This is a genomic window from Ectobacillus panaciterrae DSM 19096 (genome assembly GCF_000430785.1).
Lineage (GTDB): Bacteria > Bacillota > Bacilli > Bacillales > Bacillaceae_G > Ectobacillus > Ectobacillus panaciterrae.
Map to the genome: position 1 here is coordinate 1 of NZ_AUMR01000061.1, position 18415 is coordinate 18415.

Below are 18415 nucleotides of genomic sequence, written 5' to 3' on the forward strand. Positions count from 1 at the left end.
GACGTGCAGAAGCGGTCAAACCTTTGTAGTGGTTCATGCAAGGGTAAACCAGAGAGAAGAAGCATACCATACTCCCTTTTCGTTGCACATCGCACATGGAACTGTCGAATTTATCATTCACTCATATATAGCTGGATTTTACGGAAGAATTCCTTCCTTAGAACAGAAGCAGAAGAAAGTGTATGACGATGTTTCCCCTTTCTTAAAAATGGATACAATAAAGATTAGCCCTATATTTTGGGAGGGAGAAAATTTGAATAATCATGCATCTATACTGGACATTTTTCGTGTATCTGTTCTTATACGCATAATCAGCATTTTAACAGGAGTTATCCTTTTGTTCGGCATTCTGATTCACCTTTTGGAACCGAGCACCTTCCCTACTGTTTTCGATGGCATTTGGTGGGCAATTGTTACTGTGTTTACAGTCGGTTATGGAGATTATGTCCCGGAGAGCCTCCGCGGAAAAATGATTGCAATCTTTTTGATTTTGGTCGGAACCGGCTTTGGTGCATTTTATATGGTCTCCTTTGCTACCGAACTCATCAGCCGGCAATATTCCAACCAACAAGGTCAAACCGCCGTTTCCTTACGGCAGCATCTTATTATCGTTGGGTGGAATGAAAGGGTAAAGCTTATCATAGAACAATATAAAAATTTTCACTCCAGCAAAAATATAGTGTTAGTAGATGAAACATTACCGAATCTGCCGAGCGACTATTCCCACCTTCTTTTTGTAAAAGGCTGTCCGCATCATGATAATATGATTATGAAGGCAGGGATACAAAATGCCCGTACCATTCTTATCACCGCAGATAAAGAGAAAAGTGAAAGCGACGCTGATCTTCAATCTATTTTAACCGTTTTAACAGCAAAAGGACTGAACGCAGACGTACATTGCGTCGTCGAGATTCTCACTCCGCAGCAAGTGGAAAATGCAAAAAGAGCTGGCGCCAATGAAGTAGTAGAAGCGAATAAGCTGACAAGCTATGCATTGACCTCTTCCATCCTCTTTCCGCATGCTGCCGAGACATTAGTTTCATTATACAGCCAAATGAAAATTCAACTGCTGCCGCCGCAAGAAAATCAATCAGGAAAGCATTTCCGGCAATATAGTCAGCAATTGATGGAACAGGATATTCTCTTGCTCGGCATACTAAGAAAGGGTGAAAGGCATATTCACCCTCTGCATCCATTTGAGCTTGAAAAAGATGATGTGCTCATTACAATCAAGAGGTAATCAACACGTCTTCGAGCTCTCGGACAAGAGCCTCTCCTACATCAATATATTTTTTATCTATTTTGGCATCAGAGTCCGTCGGTTCAGAAAATTGGTCAAAGGATGTAAGCGCCGCTGTCATGGAATTAACATTATCATCTAAATTTTCCTGATACACATGGGACAATAGATACGGTGTACCGACACGCACCATAGTTCCTTTAGCATCCAGCTGTCCAAATACCGCTTCGAATGGTACGCGTAAAAATTGATAGCCGTCTTCATCATCAATCTTGTAATCGAATGTTCCTTTTTCGTAATCCCAGTTTCCGCCGATTACATAACCGAGCGGCTTTAAAAGCTGCTCCAGCTTATAAAGCTGGTATGTTTGTCCTTCTACCTTTGAGTGGATGGGGATCATACTTTTCTTCCTTCCTTCTTTGTTTATTTTTAGCGTTCCCCAATACGCTTTTTTTCATAAAAAAAGGACTCTGACTGATGTCAAAGTCCTTTTCCCTGTTATTTTAAACGCTCTTCCAGCTGTGCTTTTAACTCTTCAAATCCCGGTTTTCCAAGTAAAGCGAACATATTTTTCTTGTAAGCTTCTACACCTGGCTGATCAAATGGATTTACCCCTAACAGATAGCCGCTCATTGCGCATGCTTTTTCAAAGAAATATACAAGATAGCCGAATGTATACTCGTTCAGTTCCGGAATGTTCACAATTAAGTTAGGCACGCCGCCGTCGCTGTGAGCTAATAATGTACCTTCAGTTGCTTTTTTGTTTACAAAGTCTACCGTTTTGCCTGCTAAGTAGTTCAAACCGTCTAAATCTGTATCTTCCAGCTGAAGTTCGATTTCATGACGAGATTTTTCTACATTTAGTATTGTCTCAAACAAATCGCGGCGCCCTTCTTGGATATATTGACCAAGAGAGTGGAGATCTGTTGAGAAGTTAGCAGAAGACGGGAAAATTCCTTTTTGGTCTTTTCCTTCGCTCTCGCCGAATAGCTGCTTCCACCATTCTGCAAAGTATTGAAGCGCCGGCTCATAGTTCACAAGCATTTCAATGGTTTTACCCTTATTGTAAAGTGCGTTGCGAACTGCAGCATATTGATACGCCGGGTTTTCTTCCAGCTCAGATTTGCTGAAGTCTTCATGCCCTTGTGCCGCACCTTTCATCATATCTTCAATGTTCAAACCGCTTGCCGCAATCGGAAGCAAACCTACTGCTGTCAGAACAGAGTATCGTCCGCCTACATCATCAGGGATAACGAATGTTTCGTAGCCTGCTTCATCAGCAAACGTTTTTAACGCTCCTCGTGCTTTATCTGTAGTCGCATAAATACGCTGCTTTGCCTCTTCTTTTCCGTATTTCTCTTCCAGCATTTTGCGGAAAATACGGAAGGCAATTGCCGGCTCTGTTGTAGTACCGGATTTAGAAATAACGTTAATAGAGAAATCTTTTCCTTCCAATACATCCATTAAATCCTTCATGTATGTAGAACTGATATTTTGACCTACAAATAATACTTGAGGCGTTTGACGCTGCTCTTTTGTAAGTGTGTTGTAGAATGTGTGATTTAACATCTCAATCGCAGCGCGTGCTCCCAAGTAAGAACCGCCGATACCGATTACGAGTAAAATGTCAGAGTCAGACTTAATTTTTTCAGCACTCTTTTGAATGCGGGAAAATTCCTCCTTGTCGTAGTTGACCGGAAGCTCAACCCAGCCCAAGAAATCGTTTCCGGCACCTGTTTGTTCGTGAATTGCATGGTGAGATACTTTCACTGCGTCACGTAAGTATGTAAGTTCATGCTCGCCGATGAACGATAACGCTTTGGAATAATCAAATCTTACATGTGTCATGAGTTTTCCTCCCAAAAAATAGAATAACTATTCCTAACCTACTTTAACGAAACAAAAATGGTAAATCAAGCCTACTTCCTTTTGTAAGCGCATCCAAAATTGATCTTTTTAAAATTAATAAAGAGATGCACGATAAATGGCAAGCACATCTTCTTTTGTCAGTTTTTTCAAGTTTCCGAATGAACCGTTTACAACCGTTTTATCAGCCATCACTTCCAGCTGTGTATCGTCAATCTCATAATCAGCGAGTCTCGCTGGCGCTCCAATAAATGTCCAGAAGCTGCGAAGCGCCTCAATTCCTTCTAAAGCGATTTCGCGGTCTGATTTCCCATCTGCTTTTACATCGAATACGCGAACCGCAAATTGCTTGAAGCGATCCACATTTTCATCCAGCACGTGCTCCATCCAGTTCGGGAATAAAATAGCCAAGCCGCCGCCATGCGGAATATCATATACGGCAGACACAGCATGCTCAATGTTATGAGTTGCCCAGTCTCCGCGAACACCCATCGACAGAATGCCGTTTAATGCCATTGTGCCGCAATATAAAATTGTTTCGCGGTACTCATAGTTTTCTAAATCATCTACAAGCTTGGGCGCTGTTTCGATGACTGTTTTCAACAAGGATTCGCAATACCGATCTTGCAGCTCTGTATTCGTTCCTTGATGGAAATATTGTTCAAGCACGTGCGACATAATGTCTACAATGCCATAAATCGTTTGATTGCGAGGCACGGTAAAAGTATTAACCGGGTCTAAAATAGAAAATGCAGGGAATGTTACAGGACTCCCCCACCCATACTTCTCCTGTGTTTCCCAGTTCGTGATAACAGAGCCGGCATTCATTTCAGAGCCTGTTGCCGCTAACGTAAGGATTGTTCCAAACGGAAGAGCTTCTGTTGCGAAAGCTTTTTTAATTACTAAGTCCCAAGCGTCTCCTTCATACTTCGCTCCTGCCGCAATTGCCTTCGTACAGTCAATAACGCTGCCGCCGCCTACTGCCAGAATGAAATCAACATTGTTTTTCTTGCAAATATCCACACCCTTGCGAACCGTAGAAATACGAGGGTTCGGCTCCACGCCGCTCAATTCCCATACTTGTGCGCCCAATTCATGCATGATAGTCATCACTTGGTCATACAGACCGTTTTTTTTGATGCTGCCGCCTCCGTATACAAGCAATGCTTTATTGCCATACTTCGGCACTTCTGTTTTCAATTGCTCAATTTGTCCTTTTCCAAATATCAATCTTGTCGGATTATAAAAAGTAAAATTTTGCATTGTCTCACCCTCCTTTTAACGTGATACCTTTACCATACCAAAAAATATGGATTTTAAAAAAATATTTGCATAAGAACAGAATGTCCAATCCATTCTATAAGAGAAACAATAATAAAAGGAGGTAATCCTGCATGAGTACACTGCAACGAATTGCTTTAGTGTTAACTGTAATCGGTGCATTAAACTGGGGACTAATCGGCTTCTTCCAATTTGATTTAGTAGCTGCTATTTTCGGAGGACAAGATACGGCGTTAGCAAGAATCGTATACGGAATTGTGGGACTTGCAGGTCTAATTAATTTAGGCTTGTTATTCAAACCTTCAGAAGAGCTTGGCACACATCCAGAAGCAAAGCATGTCCGTTAAGGAAAAATGCTGCAACATATAAATCGCTTTCCACAGCATCTTTATATGCTTCCCCCTTTTACAACACCTTGTAAAAGGGGTTTATTTATAAGAAAAGCGCAGCCGGCTCGTTCAGGTGCAGAACCAGAGGTTCTCACCCCTTAAAGGCGTTTTTTGCCTTTATGCGGGTGAGAACCTCTGGTGGCAGCACCTTGCCGGTGGAGCTAGACATCACGAAAAGCGAAGCCTTCGAGGTGCAGAATCACAAAGTTTATACTTTCTTATAAAAAAGAAGACAGGTTACCCTGCCTTCTTTTATTTTGCTGCATTATGCCCCTGTGATTGATCAATCCATTCATTTAACTTTTCACGAAGTGTATTAAATCCGTCAGAAGCAGGCTTCGGCACCTTCATCGTTGTTTGTTTTTTTAAAAGAGGCTCTTCTTTTGTCGCTTTTAGAGACAAGCTGATTTTGCTGTTTGCATAATCTACTGAAAGTATTTTTACTTCAACTTTATCGCCGACTTTTAAAAAATCACGGATGTCTTTTACGTACCCGTTTGTAATTTCTGATATATGAACTAGCCCTTGTGTTGACTCATCTAAAGCAACGAACGCGCCGTATCCTTGAATGCCGGTCACCGTTCCCTTTACAATTGTTCCGCAATCGTATTTACGTGGCATAGAAACACTCCTATAACTGTACCTATTTTCATATTAGTAAATTATACCACGTAAGCCTATTTCATTCAAAATACAAGAAAATTTTCCAGTATTACGTATATTTTTTTAAATATCAGGATAGAATATTAACACATGGCTTTCTAGTATTCCCCCCCTTTTTGGGACAAAACGTTCTGCGTTTTGTCTTTTTTTTGTAGAAATCGATTAATGCGAGCGACCGCTTCCATCAGCTGCTCCATCGAAGTTGCATAGGAACAGCGAATAAATCCCTCTCCGCTTTCGCCGAACACAGAACCCGGAACGACGGCAACCTTTTCTTCAAGCAGCAATTGCTCCGCAAATTCCGCTGAAGACAAACCGGTAGACTGAATGGACGGAAACGCGTAAAATGCTCCGCCGGGTACATGACAAGAGAGCCCCATTTCGTTAAAGGATTTTGTAATAAAGTTACGACGCTGCCTGTAGCTTCTTCTCATTTCTTTTACATCACGATCTCCTGAACGCAATGCTTCTACAGCGGCAAACTGTGACATAGTAGGTGCGCACATGAGCGTATACTGGTGAATTTTCAGCATCGGTTCAAGGAAGAATTTCGGTGCCGCTATCATCCCGAGACGCCATCCTGTCATCGCAAATCCTTTTGAAAATCCCGAAATTAAAATCGTATGCTCATACATATTCTCAATTGCCGCAAAGCTCGTGTACGGCTCATCATATACAAGCTCTGCATATATTTCATCTGACAGCACAATTAAATTGTACTTCTCGACTACTTTTGCAATACCCTCCAGCTCTTCTTTACTTAAAACGGTTCCTGTCGGATTATTCGGAGAGCATAAAATCATCGCTTTTGTGCGTGTTGTAATCGCTGCTTCCAGCTCCTCTGGCTGCAGCTTAAAGCCGTTTTCCGGCAGCGTAGAAATCGAGACAGGCACCCCGCCTGCAAGCCTAACAAGCGGTGCATATGAAACAAAGCTAGGCTCAATGACAATGACTTCATCGCCCGGGTTCACAATGGTGCGAAGCGCTACGTCTAGCGCTTGACTTGCCCCTACCGTAATTAAGATTTGAGAAGCAGGATCATAAGTCACATCAAACTGTCTTTTAAAATATCGCGCTGCTTCACTGCGCAGCTCAAAGAGACCTGCATTGGCAGTATACGCAGTATACCCCTCCTCTAAAGAACGGATACATGCTTCGCGCACATTCCAAGCTGTAACAAAATCCGGTTCCCCCACACCAAGCGAAATTACGCCTTCCATGCTGGACGCCAAGTCGAAAAACTTACGGATACCGGATGGCTGTAAAGATTGAGCTGTTTCGGATAAAGAAAAAGTTTTCATGGTGTCACCACAATTCGTTTATCATCATCATTTTGCTCATAGATCACACCGTCATGCTTATATTTCTTCAGAATAAAGTGTGTCGTTGTAGATATAACTGAGTCTAAAGTAGACAGCTTTTGCGCCACAAAGGAAGCTACCTCTGACATTGTTTTTCCTTCCATAACGATAGACAAATCATACGCACCTGACATTAGGTATACAGACTTCACTTCCGGATGCCGGTAAATTTTCTCGGCAATATCGTCGAATCCAACACCGCGTTTTGGCGTTACCTTGACATCGATCATAGCCGTTAAGCCTTCCTGCTCCTTTACCTTTGTCCAATCTACCAGCGTTACGTAATCAATAATTACCTTTTCCTGCTCCAGCTTTTTCATCATAGCCTGCACTTCTGTTACTTCTGCATCAAGCATTTTCGCTAATACGTCAATTGGCAATCGGCTGTTTTTCTCTAAACACTCTAAAAGTTCTAATTCTTTTTCTGTCATGGTTTTAATTCCCTTCTTGTAAATTCCAAAGTATTTTCCTATATACATGAACATGTATCTTTCCAAAGTATACAGATATTTTTTCACTTTGAAAATTCCTGTTTTCTTATTGGAAAAGAGACTTTTTCTTTCATTTATGTAAAAATGGAAATGAAAGGGGATGAAAGTATGAAACCAAAGGTATATATAGCTGAACCGATTCCAAAAGCTGTGGAAGAGTATATTACACAGCATTGCGAGTATGAAAAATGGCAAGGAGAAGGAAAAATTCCAAAAGAAGTCTTATTGGAAAAGATTCGCGACAAGGACGGATTATTGAATTTCGGCTCGAAAATAGACGGAACACTATTGGAGGCTGCTCCAAACTTGAAAGTAGTAAGCAATATTTCAGTAGGTTATGACAATTTTGATATAGAAGCCCTGAAGGCACGCAATATTATTGGAACGAACACCCCATATGTATTGGATGATACAGTGGCAGACTTGATCTTCGGCCTGATGCTGAGCGCAGCCCGACGCATTTGCGAGTTAGATTCCTATGTGAAAACAGGACAATGGGATCGGGAAATCAGCAAAGAACATTTCGGCCTGGATGTACATCACGCCACACTTGGCATTATCGGTATGGGACGTATTGGGGAAGCCGTTGCAAAACGAGCGAAATTCGGATTTGATATGGATATTTTGTATTATAACCGCAACCGTAAGAAAGATGCAGAAGCAGCCTATGGAGCTGTATACGGCAGCTTGCATGAGGTATTGCAAAAGTCAGACTTTATTGTGCTGATGACGCCTCTTACTAATGAAACCTATCATCTCATTGGAGAACGCGAATTTGATTTGATGAAAGAAACAGCGGTGTTCATTAACGCATCCCGCGGTCAAACGGTTGACGAACAAGCTCTTATCACGGCACTTCAAGAAAGAAAAATTTACGCAGCAGGCATTGATACATATGAAAAGGAGCCCATTGATATTAGCAATCCGCTTTTGCAATTAAAAAATGTGGTTACGCTTCCTCATATTGGTTCGGCGACGCTTAAAACACGCTGCAACATGGCAATGACAGCAGCAAAAAACCTTGTAACAGCGCTGTCTGGAGAAATTCCTCCTCACATAGTAAAGGAATTAAAGTAAGGACAAAACATCGCGTTTTGTCCTTTTTTCATGAGTATAGCGGAAAAGGGAATGGAGATGATATCAACTAAAAACAAATGGAGTGACAACCATGACAACAGAATTCAAGCCTTCTCACTTCACATTTTCCACATATAACATTACCGTTCATTATGAGCTGTACAATTACGAGCCGCCGAAGCAAAAACCGACCTATGTATTAATCCATGGCTTTCTCTCATCCACCTTCAGCTATCGGCGTCTTATTCCGCTGCTGGCACAACACGGTACAGTTATCGCGCTGGATTTGCCTCCGTTTGGCAAGAGCGAAAAAGCCACGCACTTTACGTATTCCTACCGTAACCTTGCCAATATTGTGATTGGATTAATTGAGCATTTAGCGCTGCCAAAGGTTATCCTTATCGGTCATTCAATGGGCGGTCAAATCTCTCTATATGTAAGCAAGCTTCGGCCGGATTTAATTCATAAAACAATCCTGTTATGCAGCTCCGGCTATTTATCACGAGCGAACCTTCCGCTTCTGTACTCTTCGTATTTGCCTTTTTTCCACCTGTACGTAAAAAATTGGCTTGTACGAAAAGGCGTGTTGCATAACTTGCTGAACGTCGTGCATGACCAGGCATTAATTGATGAGGAGATGATGCAGGGATATGCCGCTCCTTTTGATGACGACCGTATCTTTCAGGCATTGACACGAATGATTCGCGACCGGGAAGGCGACCTTCAGCCTTTTGAGCTGCAGCAAATTAAAACTCCTTCTCTTCTCATTTGGGGAGAAGAAGACCGAGTCGTACCGATTGATATAGGGCACCGTCTTCATAAAGATTTGGAAAACTCCCACTTTATTTCTTACGAAAAAACAGGGCATCTTCTCCCTGAAGAAAAACCGATGCATGTATACGAAAACATTATGGAGTTTGCAGAAGGATAAGAAAAGCGGAGCCGGCTCGTTCAGGTGCAGAACCAGAGGTTCTCTACCCTTAAAGGCGCTTTTTGCCTTTATGCGGTAGAGGTTCTCTGGTGGCAGCACCTAGCCGGCGGAGCTGGACACCAAGAAAAGCGGAGCCGGCTCGTTCAGGCGCAGAATCTAAGGTTCTCCGCCCTCAAAAGCGCTTTTTGCTTTTGTGCGGCGGAGGTTCTTAGATTCTGCGCCTAGCCGGTGGAGCTGGACATCAAGAAAAATAAAGCACAGGTTTCTCCCGTGCTCCGTTTAGATGGGCATAGTGCGCCTACCGATCCTACGCCCTCACCTGTGTCTTTTTAAGTATGCAGATTATATGTCGTATACTGCGAGCATCATAGGTTTCAAAAGCAAGAAAGTAATAGGAAACATTGCCGCGAAATTTTATAATTTCTTATCATTATGAAAAAAGGAGGGGATTCCTGCCCTTCCTTTTATATTTCACAGCTTCCGGAACCCTTCATCTCTACAAGCTTCTTTGCGATACCTCTGCATTTCTCAATTGCAATCACTTCTTCAAACGACATGAAATAAATGTGCTGAATTTTCGTCGCGATATAATCTGCATCATCAAATTCGCTTACAATCTGTACAACGTCGCTTGCTTCCGTCTCATAAAATTCCGGCCCAAATTTAAATGGATCCCATTCCTTGACCGCTTGTACCATTCTTACATATGCACTGTCCATCCAAATGCCCCCCTTTTCTATATCTTTCTTTATCTTATCATATAGTTTATGCTAAAAATGAAATGAAGCTTAAAAGGAGCTGATAAAGTTGGGAGAATTTGATACGCGCATTAACAGACGCGGAACACACTCTGTCAAATGGGATATGCATCCGGAGGAGGATCTGCTTCATTTATGGGTGGCTGATATGGATTTTGCCGCACCGAAGCCTATTCAGGACGCACTGCGTCAGCGAGCAGAGCACGGGGTGTTCGGCTACACGATAGTTGGAGACAGCGTGCGGGAAGCGATTATGGAGTGGATGAAAAAGCGTCATAATTGGTCGGTTGCAAAGGGTTCGATTTCCTTCCTTTCAGGCGTGGTTCCTGCTTTAAGTCTTGCGGTTCAAGCTTTTACAAAGCCAAAGGACCGTATCCTCGTACAGCCGCCTGTCTATACGCCGTTTTTTGATATGGTTACACGGAATGATCGTCAAGCAGTATTAAACCCTCTCTCGCAAGATGGACAATATAAAATGGATTTCGTTCACCTAGAGAAGCAATTCCAGCAAGGCGTTTCCATGATGATTTTATGCAGCCCCCATAATCCCGTCGGAAGAGTATGGACAAAAGAAGAGCTTGAAACAGTAGGCGAACTGTGCCAAACATATGACGTATTGGTTGTCTCTGATGAAATTCATTCCGATTTGATTCTGCCAGGCTATGTTCATACACCTCTCGCCTCTTTGTCTCCTTCTTTATCAAATCGTACAGTTACGTGCATAGCGCCAAGCAAAACCTTTAACATCGCAGGGCTGCAAGCAGCTGCAGTCATTATTGAAAATGAGCAGCTGCGGGAGAGATTCTCTGCCGTCATGCACCAGCAAGGCTTTCACACATTGAATGTATTTGCTTCTGCCGCAATGCAGGCAGCTTATACGGAATGCGAGAGCTGGCTAGAGGACTTGCTTCTATATCTCAATAAAAACATCGAATTTGCTTGTACATATATTGAAAAAGAAATTCCTGCATTAAAGGCCTATCATCCTGAGGGTACCTATTTATTATGGGTTGACTGCTCAAAGCTGCAATTGTCTAAGGAAGAACGCCTTGAGCTACTGAAAGAAAGAGGCAGAATCATCGTCGAGCCTGGAGAAAAATTTGGACAAGGCGGCGAAGGATTTATCCGCATGAACCTCGGTTGCCCGAGAAGCATGCTCGAAGAAGCTCTTATAGGGCTGAAAGAAGCTGTCTATTTTCACATAAGAAATGCAAAAGCGTGAGGAATTCCTCACGCTTATTCTTTATACCCTTTTGTTTTTGGAGTAATGACACCGCATGCTATGCGCTTGCCGGAATTCCCAGTCGGCTGTGTCATGCCGTCATCCGGATTCTCGGTAATGATGAGTGCTGCGCCGCTCTTGCGGTAGAGCGTTTTTTTTCCTTCCTTAAACGAAATATTGGGCGCCGTAATTTTAGCCTTAATATCGCCGCTCCCATCTGCCACGAGATTTGGCAAATCCCCATTTTCTGCTCCTTTTTGATTTAACAGACCGTGTTCCTTGCCATCCGGATTGAAGTGATTCCCTGCGGACATGAAAGATGGCGCTTCGCATTCGCCTATCTTATGTATATGGAACCCATGCGATCCGGGCTCAAACCCTTTTGCTTTTACCTTAATTTGAACACCGCCCGGCTGCTCCGACATAGTTGCCGTTCCCACTTCATCTCCTGCGGCATTGCGCAGCTTCACTTCCACTTCCTTCGGTTTTCCCTGATCACAGCCGGCGATAGCAAGAAGAGATAAACATATAAACGCCAGTTTCTTTCCCATATCGTAACCCTCCAACGTTCAATCTCTTCTTATATTTTCCGTATCGGAAGGAAACATACCAAGAAAAGCGGAACCGGCTCGTTCAGGCGCAGAATCTAAGGTTCTCCGCCCTCAAAAGCGCTTTTTGCTTTTGTGCGGCAGAGGTTCTTAGATGGCAGCGCCTAGCCGGTGGAGCTGGACATCAAGAAAAGCGCAACCGGCTCGTTCAGCTCCGGAAGGCAGAGGTTCTCTACCCAAAAAGGCGCTTTTTGCCTTTATCCCGCTCTAAGCGTCCGTAACAGAGATGCTTAAACAAGATGAACAAACGGACGCTAAGAGCCCGATTGATTCAACTAACATCCGTAGAGGAAAATCATCTCCACGGATGAAGTTTCATCTTATGGGTAGGGGTTCTCTGACAGGAGGAGCTAGCCGGTGGAGCTGGACACTAAGAAAAGCGCAACCGGCTAGGCGCAACTTGGCAAAAAAAAAGAACCTGCCATACAAGCAAGCCCTCAGCTATCGCTTTTTTGGTACGTTCCGTTAATCTTATGAAGATTTTTCTCCATTTCGTCAAACTTTTTCATTTCGCGTTTGGAGGCTTTTACAAATATTCTCCATGTAAAAAAAGCGCCGGTGATAAACAATATGCACGAAATTGCTGCAGGAATATATTCTGTTTTATCTTCAGGAAAATATAAAGGCATCATAGCAGTCACACCCCTTTACAAGACCGTATACGATTCATTATAAAGAATTTTCTGCTGAAAATATAGCAGTACCTTTTGACTTCTTGTGCATCTCTTCTGTACGATGAAAGAAAAGGAGGGATTCAACATGGAGCACACATTGCAAACAGGAGACATTGTGACCGGCATTTATAAAACTGGAAAGTACATAGGGGAAATTACAGCCCTGCGTCCACAGCATTATCTCGTTAAAGTACTCGCCGTTTTGAAGCATCCGACACAAGGAGATTTACATAGCGTAAAGCAAGCAGACGTACCGTTATTTCATGAGCGCCGCGCTCTTGCATACCGCGAGCAAACAAACATACCGATGCAAATGGTAAAGAAATATGAGGGAGAATTGCCCGATTATAAAGATTCGCTGCGTCAGGCTCTTGAAAAACAAATAGCAGATTTAAAAGAAGACGGCTCTCCTTGGGCAGAGCGCTGCTTGGAAAATTTATATACGCTGCAAACAGAATATAAGCTGTAAAAAACTAAAGGCCAAATTACTGAGTAAAGAGTAATTTGGCCTTTTAATGTGCACTTACTTTTTTCAGCAGCTTAGACAAATCAACAAGATCGCCGATTGTTGTCGGAGCCGGCTTCACCAAGTATTGCTTATCCTTTTCCACAAGTTTAAAAATGCTATAGGTTGTCAGCGCATCGTCCAGCGCTCGATGATGCTTCCCCGTCCCTTTTTTTCCGTATGCTTCAATCGCTTTCCAAAGTCCTGTTTGGTTCCGGTCTCCAAAGAAACGCTTATACTCAAGCGACAAGTCCCGATGCTTTTTAAACGGATACGGGATTTGGGAGACTTCACAATTTTGCTTCAGTACCTTCATATCCATGTTTCCCCATGTAATCACTGTGCTCGGACGCACCTCTTCGTACTTCGCCAGCCTGGCAATCAATTCAGAAAACGAAATGCCGCTCTCAATCTCCTCCTGAGTGATATGCAAAAAGCCCTTGCACCGTTCTGTCAGCGTAGGAAACTTTTCCGGTCTCACGTAGGAGGAAAATGTATCTGTTATTTCATTCCCAATGACCGACACAATTCCAACCTCAATGATTTCCGGAAAAAAGCCATGCGGCTTTTTTTTGTTTTCCGGCATCGTAAACTCAAAGTCTAAAAATAGAAATTGCTGTTCATCCATGAGATCCCTTCCTTCTTGTTTCTTTCCGCTTCATTTTTCCCTATTATAGCATGAGAATAAGGTGAAGGCGGTCGTGTTGTCATATTTCCTGTAATTTCTCATTGTCATGTATCTTATATATATGTGAAATCTAGACAAATATTTTCATAAAACAAAGATGACAAGACAAGAAATTAAAAAATCGCCTTGTATCATGCACATTTACACCTTTTTCCGCCACTATGATTCCGCTTATTAACAATATGACGGTCGGACTCGGCTTGTCCCCCTCCGCTCCCGAGGTTGAAGTATTATGGTGGTCTCTTGCATCAGGGGCTTGTCTAGGGACAGTATATTGATCGGCGCTTCAGCCACATGACATTCCTAAAGCTTGGCCTTCCTATCACGATTGTTTCGCTGCTGCTTTCTCACTATATTTATTTGCGCTATTTCATGTAAAAGAGGAGGGGAACTTTCCCCTCCTCTTTCCTTAATAATGCGGCTCATTTTTACGAATGAGGAATACGTGCAGCGGAAAGAAAACAGAGCACGTTATAATATGCAAAATGGTAAACAGAACAGCGTTGGAACCATATCGCTCCAATAGAAGATACATGAGCCAAATGCCGAATACGATGGATACAATGTAAGCCAGAATATTTATAATCGGAATGAGATTCAAAATAATACAGCCTACGACTATCCAAACTGTTTTCCAACCTGCCTGTGGCTTTAAAAAATCCGGAAGTTTTTGCTCTACCAAGTCGCCCCAAACCTTTAGCTGTACAATTGGAATAAACGCCAAAAAGGCATCTTCCGCTCCTTGCCGCTTCGCCATTGCGTTGAGCGCAAAAGCCGTCAGCAAATAAGCGGCGATTGCCCAAATCAGACTGATAATAATAGCGCCGGCACTTAGTGCCAATAATCCTGCTGTTGCCTGATCGTCCATATGATCCCTCTTTTCTCTAGATGTTCCTTTAAAATGTATGTGCGTTCCTCATGCGTCATTCACATTTCTGTATAGGACAATGAAAAGAATTCATATATGATATGAGAAACAAAATATAAAAGGAGAATGTTCTATGCATCCGTTTGTACAAGCTTTGCAGGCTCACTATGCGCCTCATCGAAATTCCGAAAAAGCCGAACCGATGAGCCGTTACATGAAAAATCACTTCCCTTTTTTGGGCATTCAAACACCTGAGCGCAAGCAATTGCTCCGCAGTTTTTTAGCAGAGCACGGAAAGCCTTCTAAAGAGGATCTCCCGGAGATTGTCCGCGGCTTATGGAATTTGCCGGAGCGGGAATATGCGATTGTTGCTTTAGATATACTGGAGAAAAACATCAAACTGATGGATGAATCCTTCGTTTAAGCAAAAGAGAAGGACTAAAGCATATGAAGTAAAACATAAGCAGAATGAAAGTCATGCAAATGGACAATACTCTATAAGGACATACGAAAAAATGCATCATATACTAGGAGCATATCTTGTTAATTTACAAAGAACATGTTAGAATATGGACATCTATTCTCATATAGTAGCGATGACGGACAAATAAGTACTTGCGCTTAAAGCGATTCAGGGACGGTGAAAGCCTGGAATATGCAAGGAAACGGCAGTCTCGAGCCATACATGTTTCAAAGGGGGCATGCATTTGTATGCCAACTAGGGTGGAACCGCGAGTATACGCTCGTCCCTAGGCTAATAGCCTAGGGACGAGCGTTTTTTATTTAGAAAAGCTTTTCACTTAGAAAAGCCACACATCTCATTTGTTTAAAACTAAAGGAGGATTTTTAAAATGTCTTCAATGGAGCAAATTGTAAACTTGGCGAAGCACCGCGGCTTCGTATTTCCTGGTTCTGAAATCTACGGCGGCTTAGCAAACACTTGGGATTATGGTCCGCTTGGTGTAGAGTTAAAAAACAACGTGAAAAAAGCATGGTGGAAAAAATTCATTCAAGAATCCCCATACAACGTAGGCTTAGATGCAGCGATTTTAATGAATCCGCAAACTTGGGTAGCATCCGGTCATGTTGGCAACTTCAACGACCCGATGATTGACTGCAAGAAATGTAAAGCTCGTCACCGTGCTGATAAGCTGATTGAAAATGCATTAGAGGCAAAAGGCATTGAAATGGTAGTAGATGGTCTATCCTTCGACCAAATGGCTGCTTTAATTAAAGAACATGAAATCAAATGTCCAGAGTGCGGCAGCGATGATTTCACAGAAATTCGTCAATTCAACTTAATGTTCAAAACGCACCAAGGTGTAACACAATCCAGCGCAAACGAAATTTTCATGCGTCCTGAAACAGCACAAGGTATTTTCGTAAACTTCAAAAACGTACAGCGCTCTATGCGCAAAAAACTTCCGTTCGGTATCGGCCAAATCGGTAAAAGCTTCCGTAACGAGATTACGCCAGGCAACTTCACGTTCCGTACTCGTGAATTTGAACAAATGGAGCTTGAGTTCTTCTGCAAGCCGGGCGAAGACATGGAATGGTTCACATTCTGGCGCAATTACTGCAAAGATTGGCTTCTTGCTCTTGGCATGAAGGAAGCAAGCATGCGTCTTCGCGATCACGGCGAAGACGAACTTTCTCACTACAGTAATGCAACAACAGATATCGAGTTCAGATTCCCGTTCGGCTGGGGCGAGCTTTGGGGCATCGCGGATCGCACAGACTTCGACTTAAAGCGCCATATGGAGCATTCTAACGAAGATTTCAACTACGTAGACCCGCAAACGAACGAGCGTTACGTACCGTATTGTATCGAGCCGTCCCTTGGCGCAGATCGCGTGACATTAGCATTCTTATGCGATGCATATGAAGAAGAGCAACTGGAAAACGACTCACGTACAGTGCTTCGCTTCCATCCAGCTTTGGCACCATTTAAAGCAGCGATTCTTCCTTTATCTAAAAAGCTGTCTGAAGGCGCGACAGAAGTATACGCAGAGCTATCCAAACACTTTATGGTGGATTACGATGAAACAGGTTCAATCGGTAAACGTTACCGCCGTCAAGATGAAATTGGTACACCGTTCTGTATTACATTTGACTTCGATTCAGCAGAAGATAAACAAGTAACAGTGCGCGACCGCGACACAATGGAGCAGGTTCGCATGCCAATCAGCGAGCTGAAAGGCTTCTTAGAAAGCAAAATTGCATTTTAATTAAGAAATAAGCACGGGGATCCCGTGCTTATTCTTTTTTGGTGAACATAGAGCGCCTGCTGAGTATAGTAGCGGTCAAACCCTGTTAGCCTCTCCTCTATGTCTTTTTACTAAGCACATAGGCTTGTGTTGCATACGGCGAATTGAAGGAATGGAGACAAAAAATCGTAAACGATTTTTCAGCTTCTTTTTTCCTTAATCGCTACCGTACAGCGGGACACACATAACAGATTTTCATCTTCATCTGTAATCTTAATATCCCATACCATCGTCGTTTTTCCTTTGTGAAGAGGCGTGCCGACCGCAGTGACAATACCTTCTCTTTTAGAACGAAGGTGATTCGCATTGATTTCCAACCCAAAGCAAATCTCATTATCCTGATCAATTAGGTTATATGTACCTACACTCGCTACTGTTTCTGCCAATGCAACAGAGGCGCCGCCATGCAAAAATCCGAACGGCTGATGCGTGCTCCCGTGTACGGGCATGGTCGCAATGACCCGTTCCTCATTTAATTCCTTCAATTCAATCCCCAATGCCTCCATTAATGTGTTCGCCATTCCATTCTCTCCCTTCTCTTTTTATTCTTTGATGGATTTGCCCCTTCCCTCTTTTCCAAAATATGTATGAAATCTATTTCTTTGTTGCACACTAGCATTGTAATTCTGTCCAGAGGAGGTTTATCCATGAAATTACGGTACATTGTGCTAATCGCATACCTATTTATTGCTATTGTACCAAACTATGTATTTGCCGAACATCCAGTTGTTTCTCCTTCTGCTGAAGCTGTGAAAGTTGAGACAGAAAAAAAGGAAGGAAAAACGGAATACTTCGAGTATCAAGTCAGCATTCCTGAATTTCATACTTTAAAAAATGCAGCATTTGAAAAGAAACTGAACCTATACTATAAAACAAACATTCTAATATTCAAAAAAAAGCTCGAAAAAGAAGCAAAAAAATACTATGATGATGCAAAGCAAAGCAGCTTGAGCATTCATCCGTATGTCGCAAACGCAGACTACAAAGTTACCTATAACAAAAAGCCTCTCTTGAGCTTATATGTAAATTATTATCAATATACAGGCGGCGCACACGGCATGTATGAGTGGAAAGCCAATACATTTGATATGAAGCTTGAGAAAGAGCTTGCGTTAACAGACTTATTCAAAGAAAACAGCAGTTACGAAGAGAAAATTCGCGAAGAAATTACAAGACAGATTCAACAAAACAAAGATACTTTTTTTCCTGATGCAATAGAACAAATACAGCAGGCGAAGAACCTGAAATACTTTTTAGAGCCTGAGCATCTTATTATTTATTTTCCGCTTTATGAAATTGCGCCATATTCTTCCGGTATCCCGCAATTCCGTATTCCTTACACACTGCTGCAGGATGATTTGAAAGACGAGTATCGAAACATTTTAATTGATAAGTAAGGCATGTATCGCTACGATAATGTTAACTTAACATTAGATGTCGAATTTATCATTCACTCATATATAGGTTTTACTGTGCTGGGAGCTGTTATTGCCCCTCGCATCTGCTGTAACGCGTTTCCGCGTACC

21 protein-coding genes and 1 pseudogene are annotated in these 18415 nt (G+C 42.5%); 10 read left to right on the forward strand and 12 right to left on the reverse strand.

Annotation, left to right across the window (positions count from 1 at the left end; all coding sequences use genetic code 11):
• Positions 1-253: 253 nt before the first annotated feature.
• Positions 254-1240 carry a potassium channel family protein gene (locus H540_RS0115095; RefSeq protein ID WP_028401375.1) on the forward strand — a complete coding sequence of 329 codons (987 nt, stop codon included), beginning with the start codon at positions 254-256 and terminating at the stop codon, positions 1238-1240.
• Here H540_RS0115095 and H540_RS0115100 read toward each other — a convergent pair.
• The 3 genes from H540_RS0115100 to H540_RS0115110 form a co-directional block, all read right to left on the reverse strand.
• Positions 1230-1640, reverse strand: coding sequence for a YugN-like family protein (locus H540_RS0115100; protein WP_028401376.1), 411 nt, complete (start codon positions 1638-1640; stop codon positions 1230-1232). The genes H540_RS0115095 and H540_RS0115100 overlap by 11 nt on opposite strands.
• 98 nt (positions 1641-1738) lie before the next feature.
• Positions 1739-3088, reverse strand: coding sequence for a glucose-6-phosphate isomerase (locus H540_RS0115105; RefSeq protein ID WP_028401377.1), 1350 nt, complete (start codon positions 3086-3088; stop codon positions 1739-1741).
• A gap of 114 nt (positions 3089-3202) precedes the next feature.
• Complete coding sequence (locus tag H540_RS0115110; protein WP_028401378.1) at positions 3203-4369, reverse strand: iron-containing alcohol dehydrogenase; 1167 nt, start codon at positions 4367-4369, stop codon at positions 3203-3205.
• 131 nt (positions 4370-4500) lie between these two features.
• On the opposite strand from H540_RS0115110, the gene H540_RS0115115 reads away from it, so the two are divergent.
• Positions 4501-4734, forward strand: a complete 234-nt coding sequence (locus H540_RS0115115; protein ID WP_028401379.1) for a DUF378 domain-containing protein — start codon at positions 4501-4503, stop codon at positions 4732-4734.
• A gap of 294 nt (positions 4735-5028) precedes the next feature.
• On the opposite strand, the gene yugI is transcribed toward H540_RS0115115, so the two are convergent.
• The 3 genes from yugI to H540_RS0115130 all read right to left on the reverse strand — a co-directional run bounded on the left by yugI (position 5029) and on the right by H540_RS0115130 (position 7231).
• On the reverse strand, positions 5029-5397 hold the full coding sequence (gene yugI, locus H540_RS0115120; RefSeq protein WP_028401380.1) for a S1 domain-containing post-transcriptional regulator GSP13: 369 nt from the start codon (positions 5395-5397) through the stop codon (positions 5029-5031).
• 140 nt (positions 5398-5537) lie between these two features.
• Positions 5538-6740 carry an aminotransferase gene (locus H540_RS29835; RefSeq protein ID WP_155891038.1) on the reverse strand — a complete coding sequence of 401 codons (1203 nt, stop codon included), beginning with the start codon at positions 6738-6740 and terminating at the stop codon, positions 5538-5540.
• The gene (locus tag H540_RS0115130) at positions 6737-7231 is read right to left on the reverse strand and encodes an Lrp/AsnC family transcriptional regulator (protein WP_028401381.1); all 495 of its coding nucleotides are present in this window, start codon (positions 7229-7231) and stop codon (positions 6737-6739) included. Before H540_RS0115130 ends, H540_RS29835 begins: the two co-directional genes overlap by 4 nt.
• A gap of 150 nt (positions 7232-7381) precedes the next feature.
• Between H540_RS0115130 and H540_RS0115135 the strand changes: the two genes are divergently transcribed.
• The 3 genes from H540_RS0115135 to H540_RS35215 all read left to right on the forward strand — a co-directional run bounded on the left by H540_RS0115135 (position 7382) and on the right by H540_RS35215 (position 9511).
• A complete protein-coding gene (locus tag H540_RS0115135; RefSeq protein ID WP_028401382.1) occupies positions 7382-8368 on the forward strand; it encodes a 2-hydroxyacid dehydrogenase in 987 nt (328 codons plus the stop codon).
• A 91-nt stretch (positions 8369-8459) separates the two neighbouring features.
• The gene (locus H540_RS0115140; RefSeq protein WP_028401383.1) at positions 8460-9299 is read left to right on the forward strand and encodes an alpha/beta fold hydrolase; all 840 of its coding nucleotides are present in this window, start codon (positions 8460-8462) and stop codon (positions 9297-9299) included.
• Between the two features lie 89 nt (positions 9300-9388).
• Complete coding sequence (locus H540_RS35215) at positions 9389-9511, forward strand: hypothetical protein (RefSeq protein WP_281172515.1); 123 nt, start codon at positions 9389-9391, stop codon at positions 9509-9511.
• Between the two features lie 252 nt (positions 9512-9763).
• Here the strand turns inward: H540_RS35215 and H540_RS0115150 are convergent, their stop codons facing one another.
• Positions 9764-10018: a DUF1871 family protein gene (locus H540_RS0115150; RefSeq protein ID WP_034671098.1), complete on the reverse strand. Its 255-nt coding sequence runs from the start codon at positions 10016-10018 to the stop codon at positions 9764-9766.
• Between the two features lie 88 nt (positions 10019-10106).
• On the opposite strand from H540_RS0115150, the gene H540_RS0115155 reads away from it, so the two are divergent.
• The gene (locus H540_RS0115155; RefSeq protein ID WP_028401385.1) at positions 10107-11279 is read left to right on the forward strand and encodes a MalY/PatB family protein; all 1173 of its coding nucleotides are present in this window, start codon (positions 10107-10109) and stop codon (positions 11277-11279) included.
• 14 nt (positions 11280-11293) lie between these two features.
• Here the strand turns inward: H540_RS0115155 and H540_RS0115160 are convergent, their stop codons facing one another.
• Together H540_RS0115160 and H540_RS0115165 are read right to left on the reverse strand one after the other, a co-directional pair.
• A complete protein-coding gene (locus H540_RS0115160) occupies positions 11294-11830 on the reverse strand; it encodes a superoxide dismutase family protein (protein ID WP_028401386.1) in 537 nt (178 codons plus the stop codon).
• 494 nt (positions 11831-12324) lie between these two features.
• Positions 12325-12519 carry a hypothetical protein gene (locus tag H540_RS0115165; protein WP_028401387.1) on the reverse strand — a complete coding sequence of 65 codons (195 nt, stop codon included), beginning with the start codon at positions 12517-12519 and terminating at the stop codon, positions 12325-12327.
• Positions 12520-12646: 127 nt separating this feature from the next.
• Between H540_RS0115165 and kapB the strand changes: the two genes are divergently transcribed.
• The gene (gene kapB / locus H540_RS0115170) at positions 12647-13030 is read left to right on the forward strand and encodes a kinase-associated lipoprotein KapB (RefSeq protein ID WP_028401388.1); all 384 of its coding nucleotides are present in this window, start codon (positions 12647-12649) and stop codon (positions 13028-13030) included.
• Positions 13031-13073: 43 nt separating this feature from the next.
• Here kapB and kapD read toward each other — a convergent pair whose 3' ends face one another.
• Entirely contained in the window at positions 13074-13694 is a 621-nt protein-coding gene (kapD, locus tag H540_RS0115175; protein WP_028401389.1) for a 3'-5' exonuclease KapD, read from the reverse strand.
• 469 nt (positions 13695-14163) lie between these two features.
• Complete coding sequence (locus H540_RS0115180) at positions 14164-14622, reverse strand: hypothetical protein (RefSeq protein ID WP_028401390.1); 459 nt, start codon at positions 14620-14622, stop codon at positions 14164-14166.
• Between the two features lie 133 nt (positions 14623-14755).
• On the opposite strand from H540_RS0115180, the pseudogene H540_RS29840 reads away from it, so the two are divergent.
• Together H540_RS29840 and H540_RS0115190 are read left to right on the forward strand one after the other, a co-directional pair.
• A pseudogene (locus tag H540_RS29840) lies at positions 14756-15043 on the forward strand (DNA alkylation repair protein); the annotation flags it as partial.
• 430 nt (positions 15044-15473) lie between these two features.
• On the forward strand, positions 15474-16850 hold the full coding sequence (locus tag H540_RS0115190) for a glycine--tRNA ligase (RefSeq protein ID WP_028401391.1): 1377 nt from the start codon (positions 15474-15476) through the stop codon (positions 16848-16850).
• Positions 16851-17029: 179 nt separating this feature from the next.
• Here the strand turns inward: H540_RS0115190 and H540_RS0115195 are convergent, their stop codons facing one another.
• Positions 17030-17410, reverse strand: coding sequence for a hotdog fold thioesterase (locus H540_RS0115195; RefSeq protein ID WP_028401392.1), 381 nt, complete (start codon positions 17408-17410; stop codon positions 17030-17032).
• A 126-nt stretch (positions 17411-17536) separates the two neighbouring features.
• Between H540_RS0115195 and H540_RS0115200 the strand changes: the two genes are divergently transcribed.
• Positions 17537-18286 carry a DUF3298 and DUF4163 domain-containing protein gene (locus tag H540_RS0115200; protein ID WP_028401393.1) on the forward strand — a complete coding sequence of 250 codons (750 nt, stop codon included), beginning with the start codon at positions 17537-17539 and terminating at the stop codon, positions 18284-18286.
• The last annotated feature ends 129 nt before the right edge of the window (positions 18287-18415 follow it).

What these genes read in the sequence shown, in the direction of transcription:
- H540_RS0115105 (WP_028401377.1), bottom strand. Translation starts at nt 3,088, where the DNA reads ATGACACATGTAAGATTTGATTATTCCAAAGCGTTATCGTTCATCGGC.
- H540_RS0115100 (WP_028401376.1), bottom strand. Translation starts at nt 1,640, where the DNA reads ATGATCCCCATCCACTCAAAGGTAGAAGGACAAACATACCAGCTTTAT.
- H540_RS0115130 (WP_028401381.1), bottom strand. Translation starts at nt 7,231, where the DNA reads ATGACAGAAAAAGAATTAGAACTTTTAGAGTGTTTAGAGAAAAACAGC.
- H540_RS0115190 (WP_028401391.1), top strand. Translation starts at nt 15,474, where the DNA reads ATGTCTTCAATGGAGCAAATTGTAAACTTGGCGAAGCACCGCGGCTTC.
- H540_RS0115115 (WP_028401379.1), top strand. Translation starts at nt 4,501, where the DNA reads ATGAGTACACTGCAACGAATTGCTTTAGTGTTAACTGTAATCGGTGCA.
- H540_RS0115200 (WP_028401393.1), top strand. Translation starts at nt 17,537, where the DNA reads ATGAAATTACGGTACATTGTGCTAATCGCATACCTATTTATTGCTATT.
- H540_RS0115150 (WP_034671098.1), bottom strand. Translation starts at nt 10,018, where the DNA reads ATGGACAGTGCATATGTAAGAATGGTACAAGCGGTCAAGGAATGGGAT.
- H540_RS0115180 (WP_028401390.1), bottom strand. Translation starts at nt 14,622, where the DNA reads ATGGACGATCAGGCAACAGCAGGATTATTGGCACTAAGTGCCGGCGCT.
- kapB (WP_028401388.1), top strand. Translation starts at nt 12,647, where the DNA reads ATGGAGCACACATTGCAAACAGGAGACATTGTGACCGGCATTTATAAA.
- H540_RS0115160 (WP_028401386.1), bottom strand. Translation starts at nt 11,830, where the DNA reads ATGGGAAAGAAACTGGCGTTTATATGTTTATCTCTTCTTGCTATCGCC.
- H540_RS29835 (WP_155891038.1), bottom strand. Translation starts at nt 6,740, where the DNA reads ATGAAAACTTTTTCTTTATCCGAAACAGCTCAATCTTTACAGCCATCC.
- H540_RS0115165 (WP_028401387.1), bottom strand. Translation starts at nt 12,519, where the DNA reads ATGATGCCTTTATATTTTCCTGAAGATAAAACAGAATATATTCCTGCA.
- yugI (WP_028401380.1), bottom strand. Translation starts at nt 5,397, where the DNA reads ATGCCACGTAAATACGATTGCGGAACAATTGTAAAGGGAACGGTGACC.
- H540_RS0115140 (WP_028401383.1), top strand. Translation starts at nt 8,460, where the DNA reads ATGACAACAGAATTCAAGCCTTCTCACTTCACATTTTCCACATATAAC.
- H540_RS0115195 (WP_028401392.1), bottom strand. Translation starts at nt 17,410, where the DNA reads ATGGCGAACACATTAATGGAGGCATTGGGGATTGAATTGAAGGAATTA.
- H540_RS0115110 (WP_028401378.1), bottom strand. Translation starts at nt 4,369, where the DNA reads ATGCAAAATTTTACTTTTTATAATCCGACAAGATTGATATTTGGAAAA.
- kapD (WP_028401389.1), bottom strand. Translation starts at nt 13,694, where the DNA reads ATGGATGAACAGCAATTTCTATTTTTAGACTTTGAGTTTACGATGCCG.
- H540_RS0115135 (WP_028401382.1), top strand. Translation starts at nt 7,382, where the DNA reads ATGAAAGGGGATGAAAGTATGAAACCAAAGGTATATATAGCTGAACCG.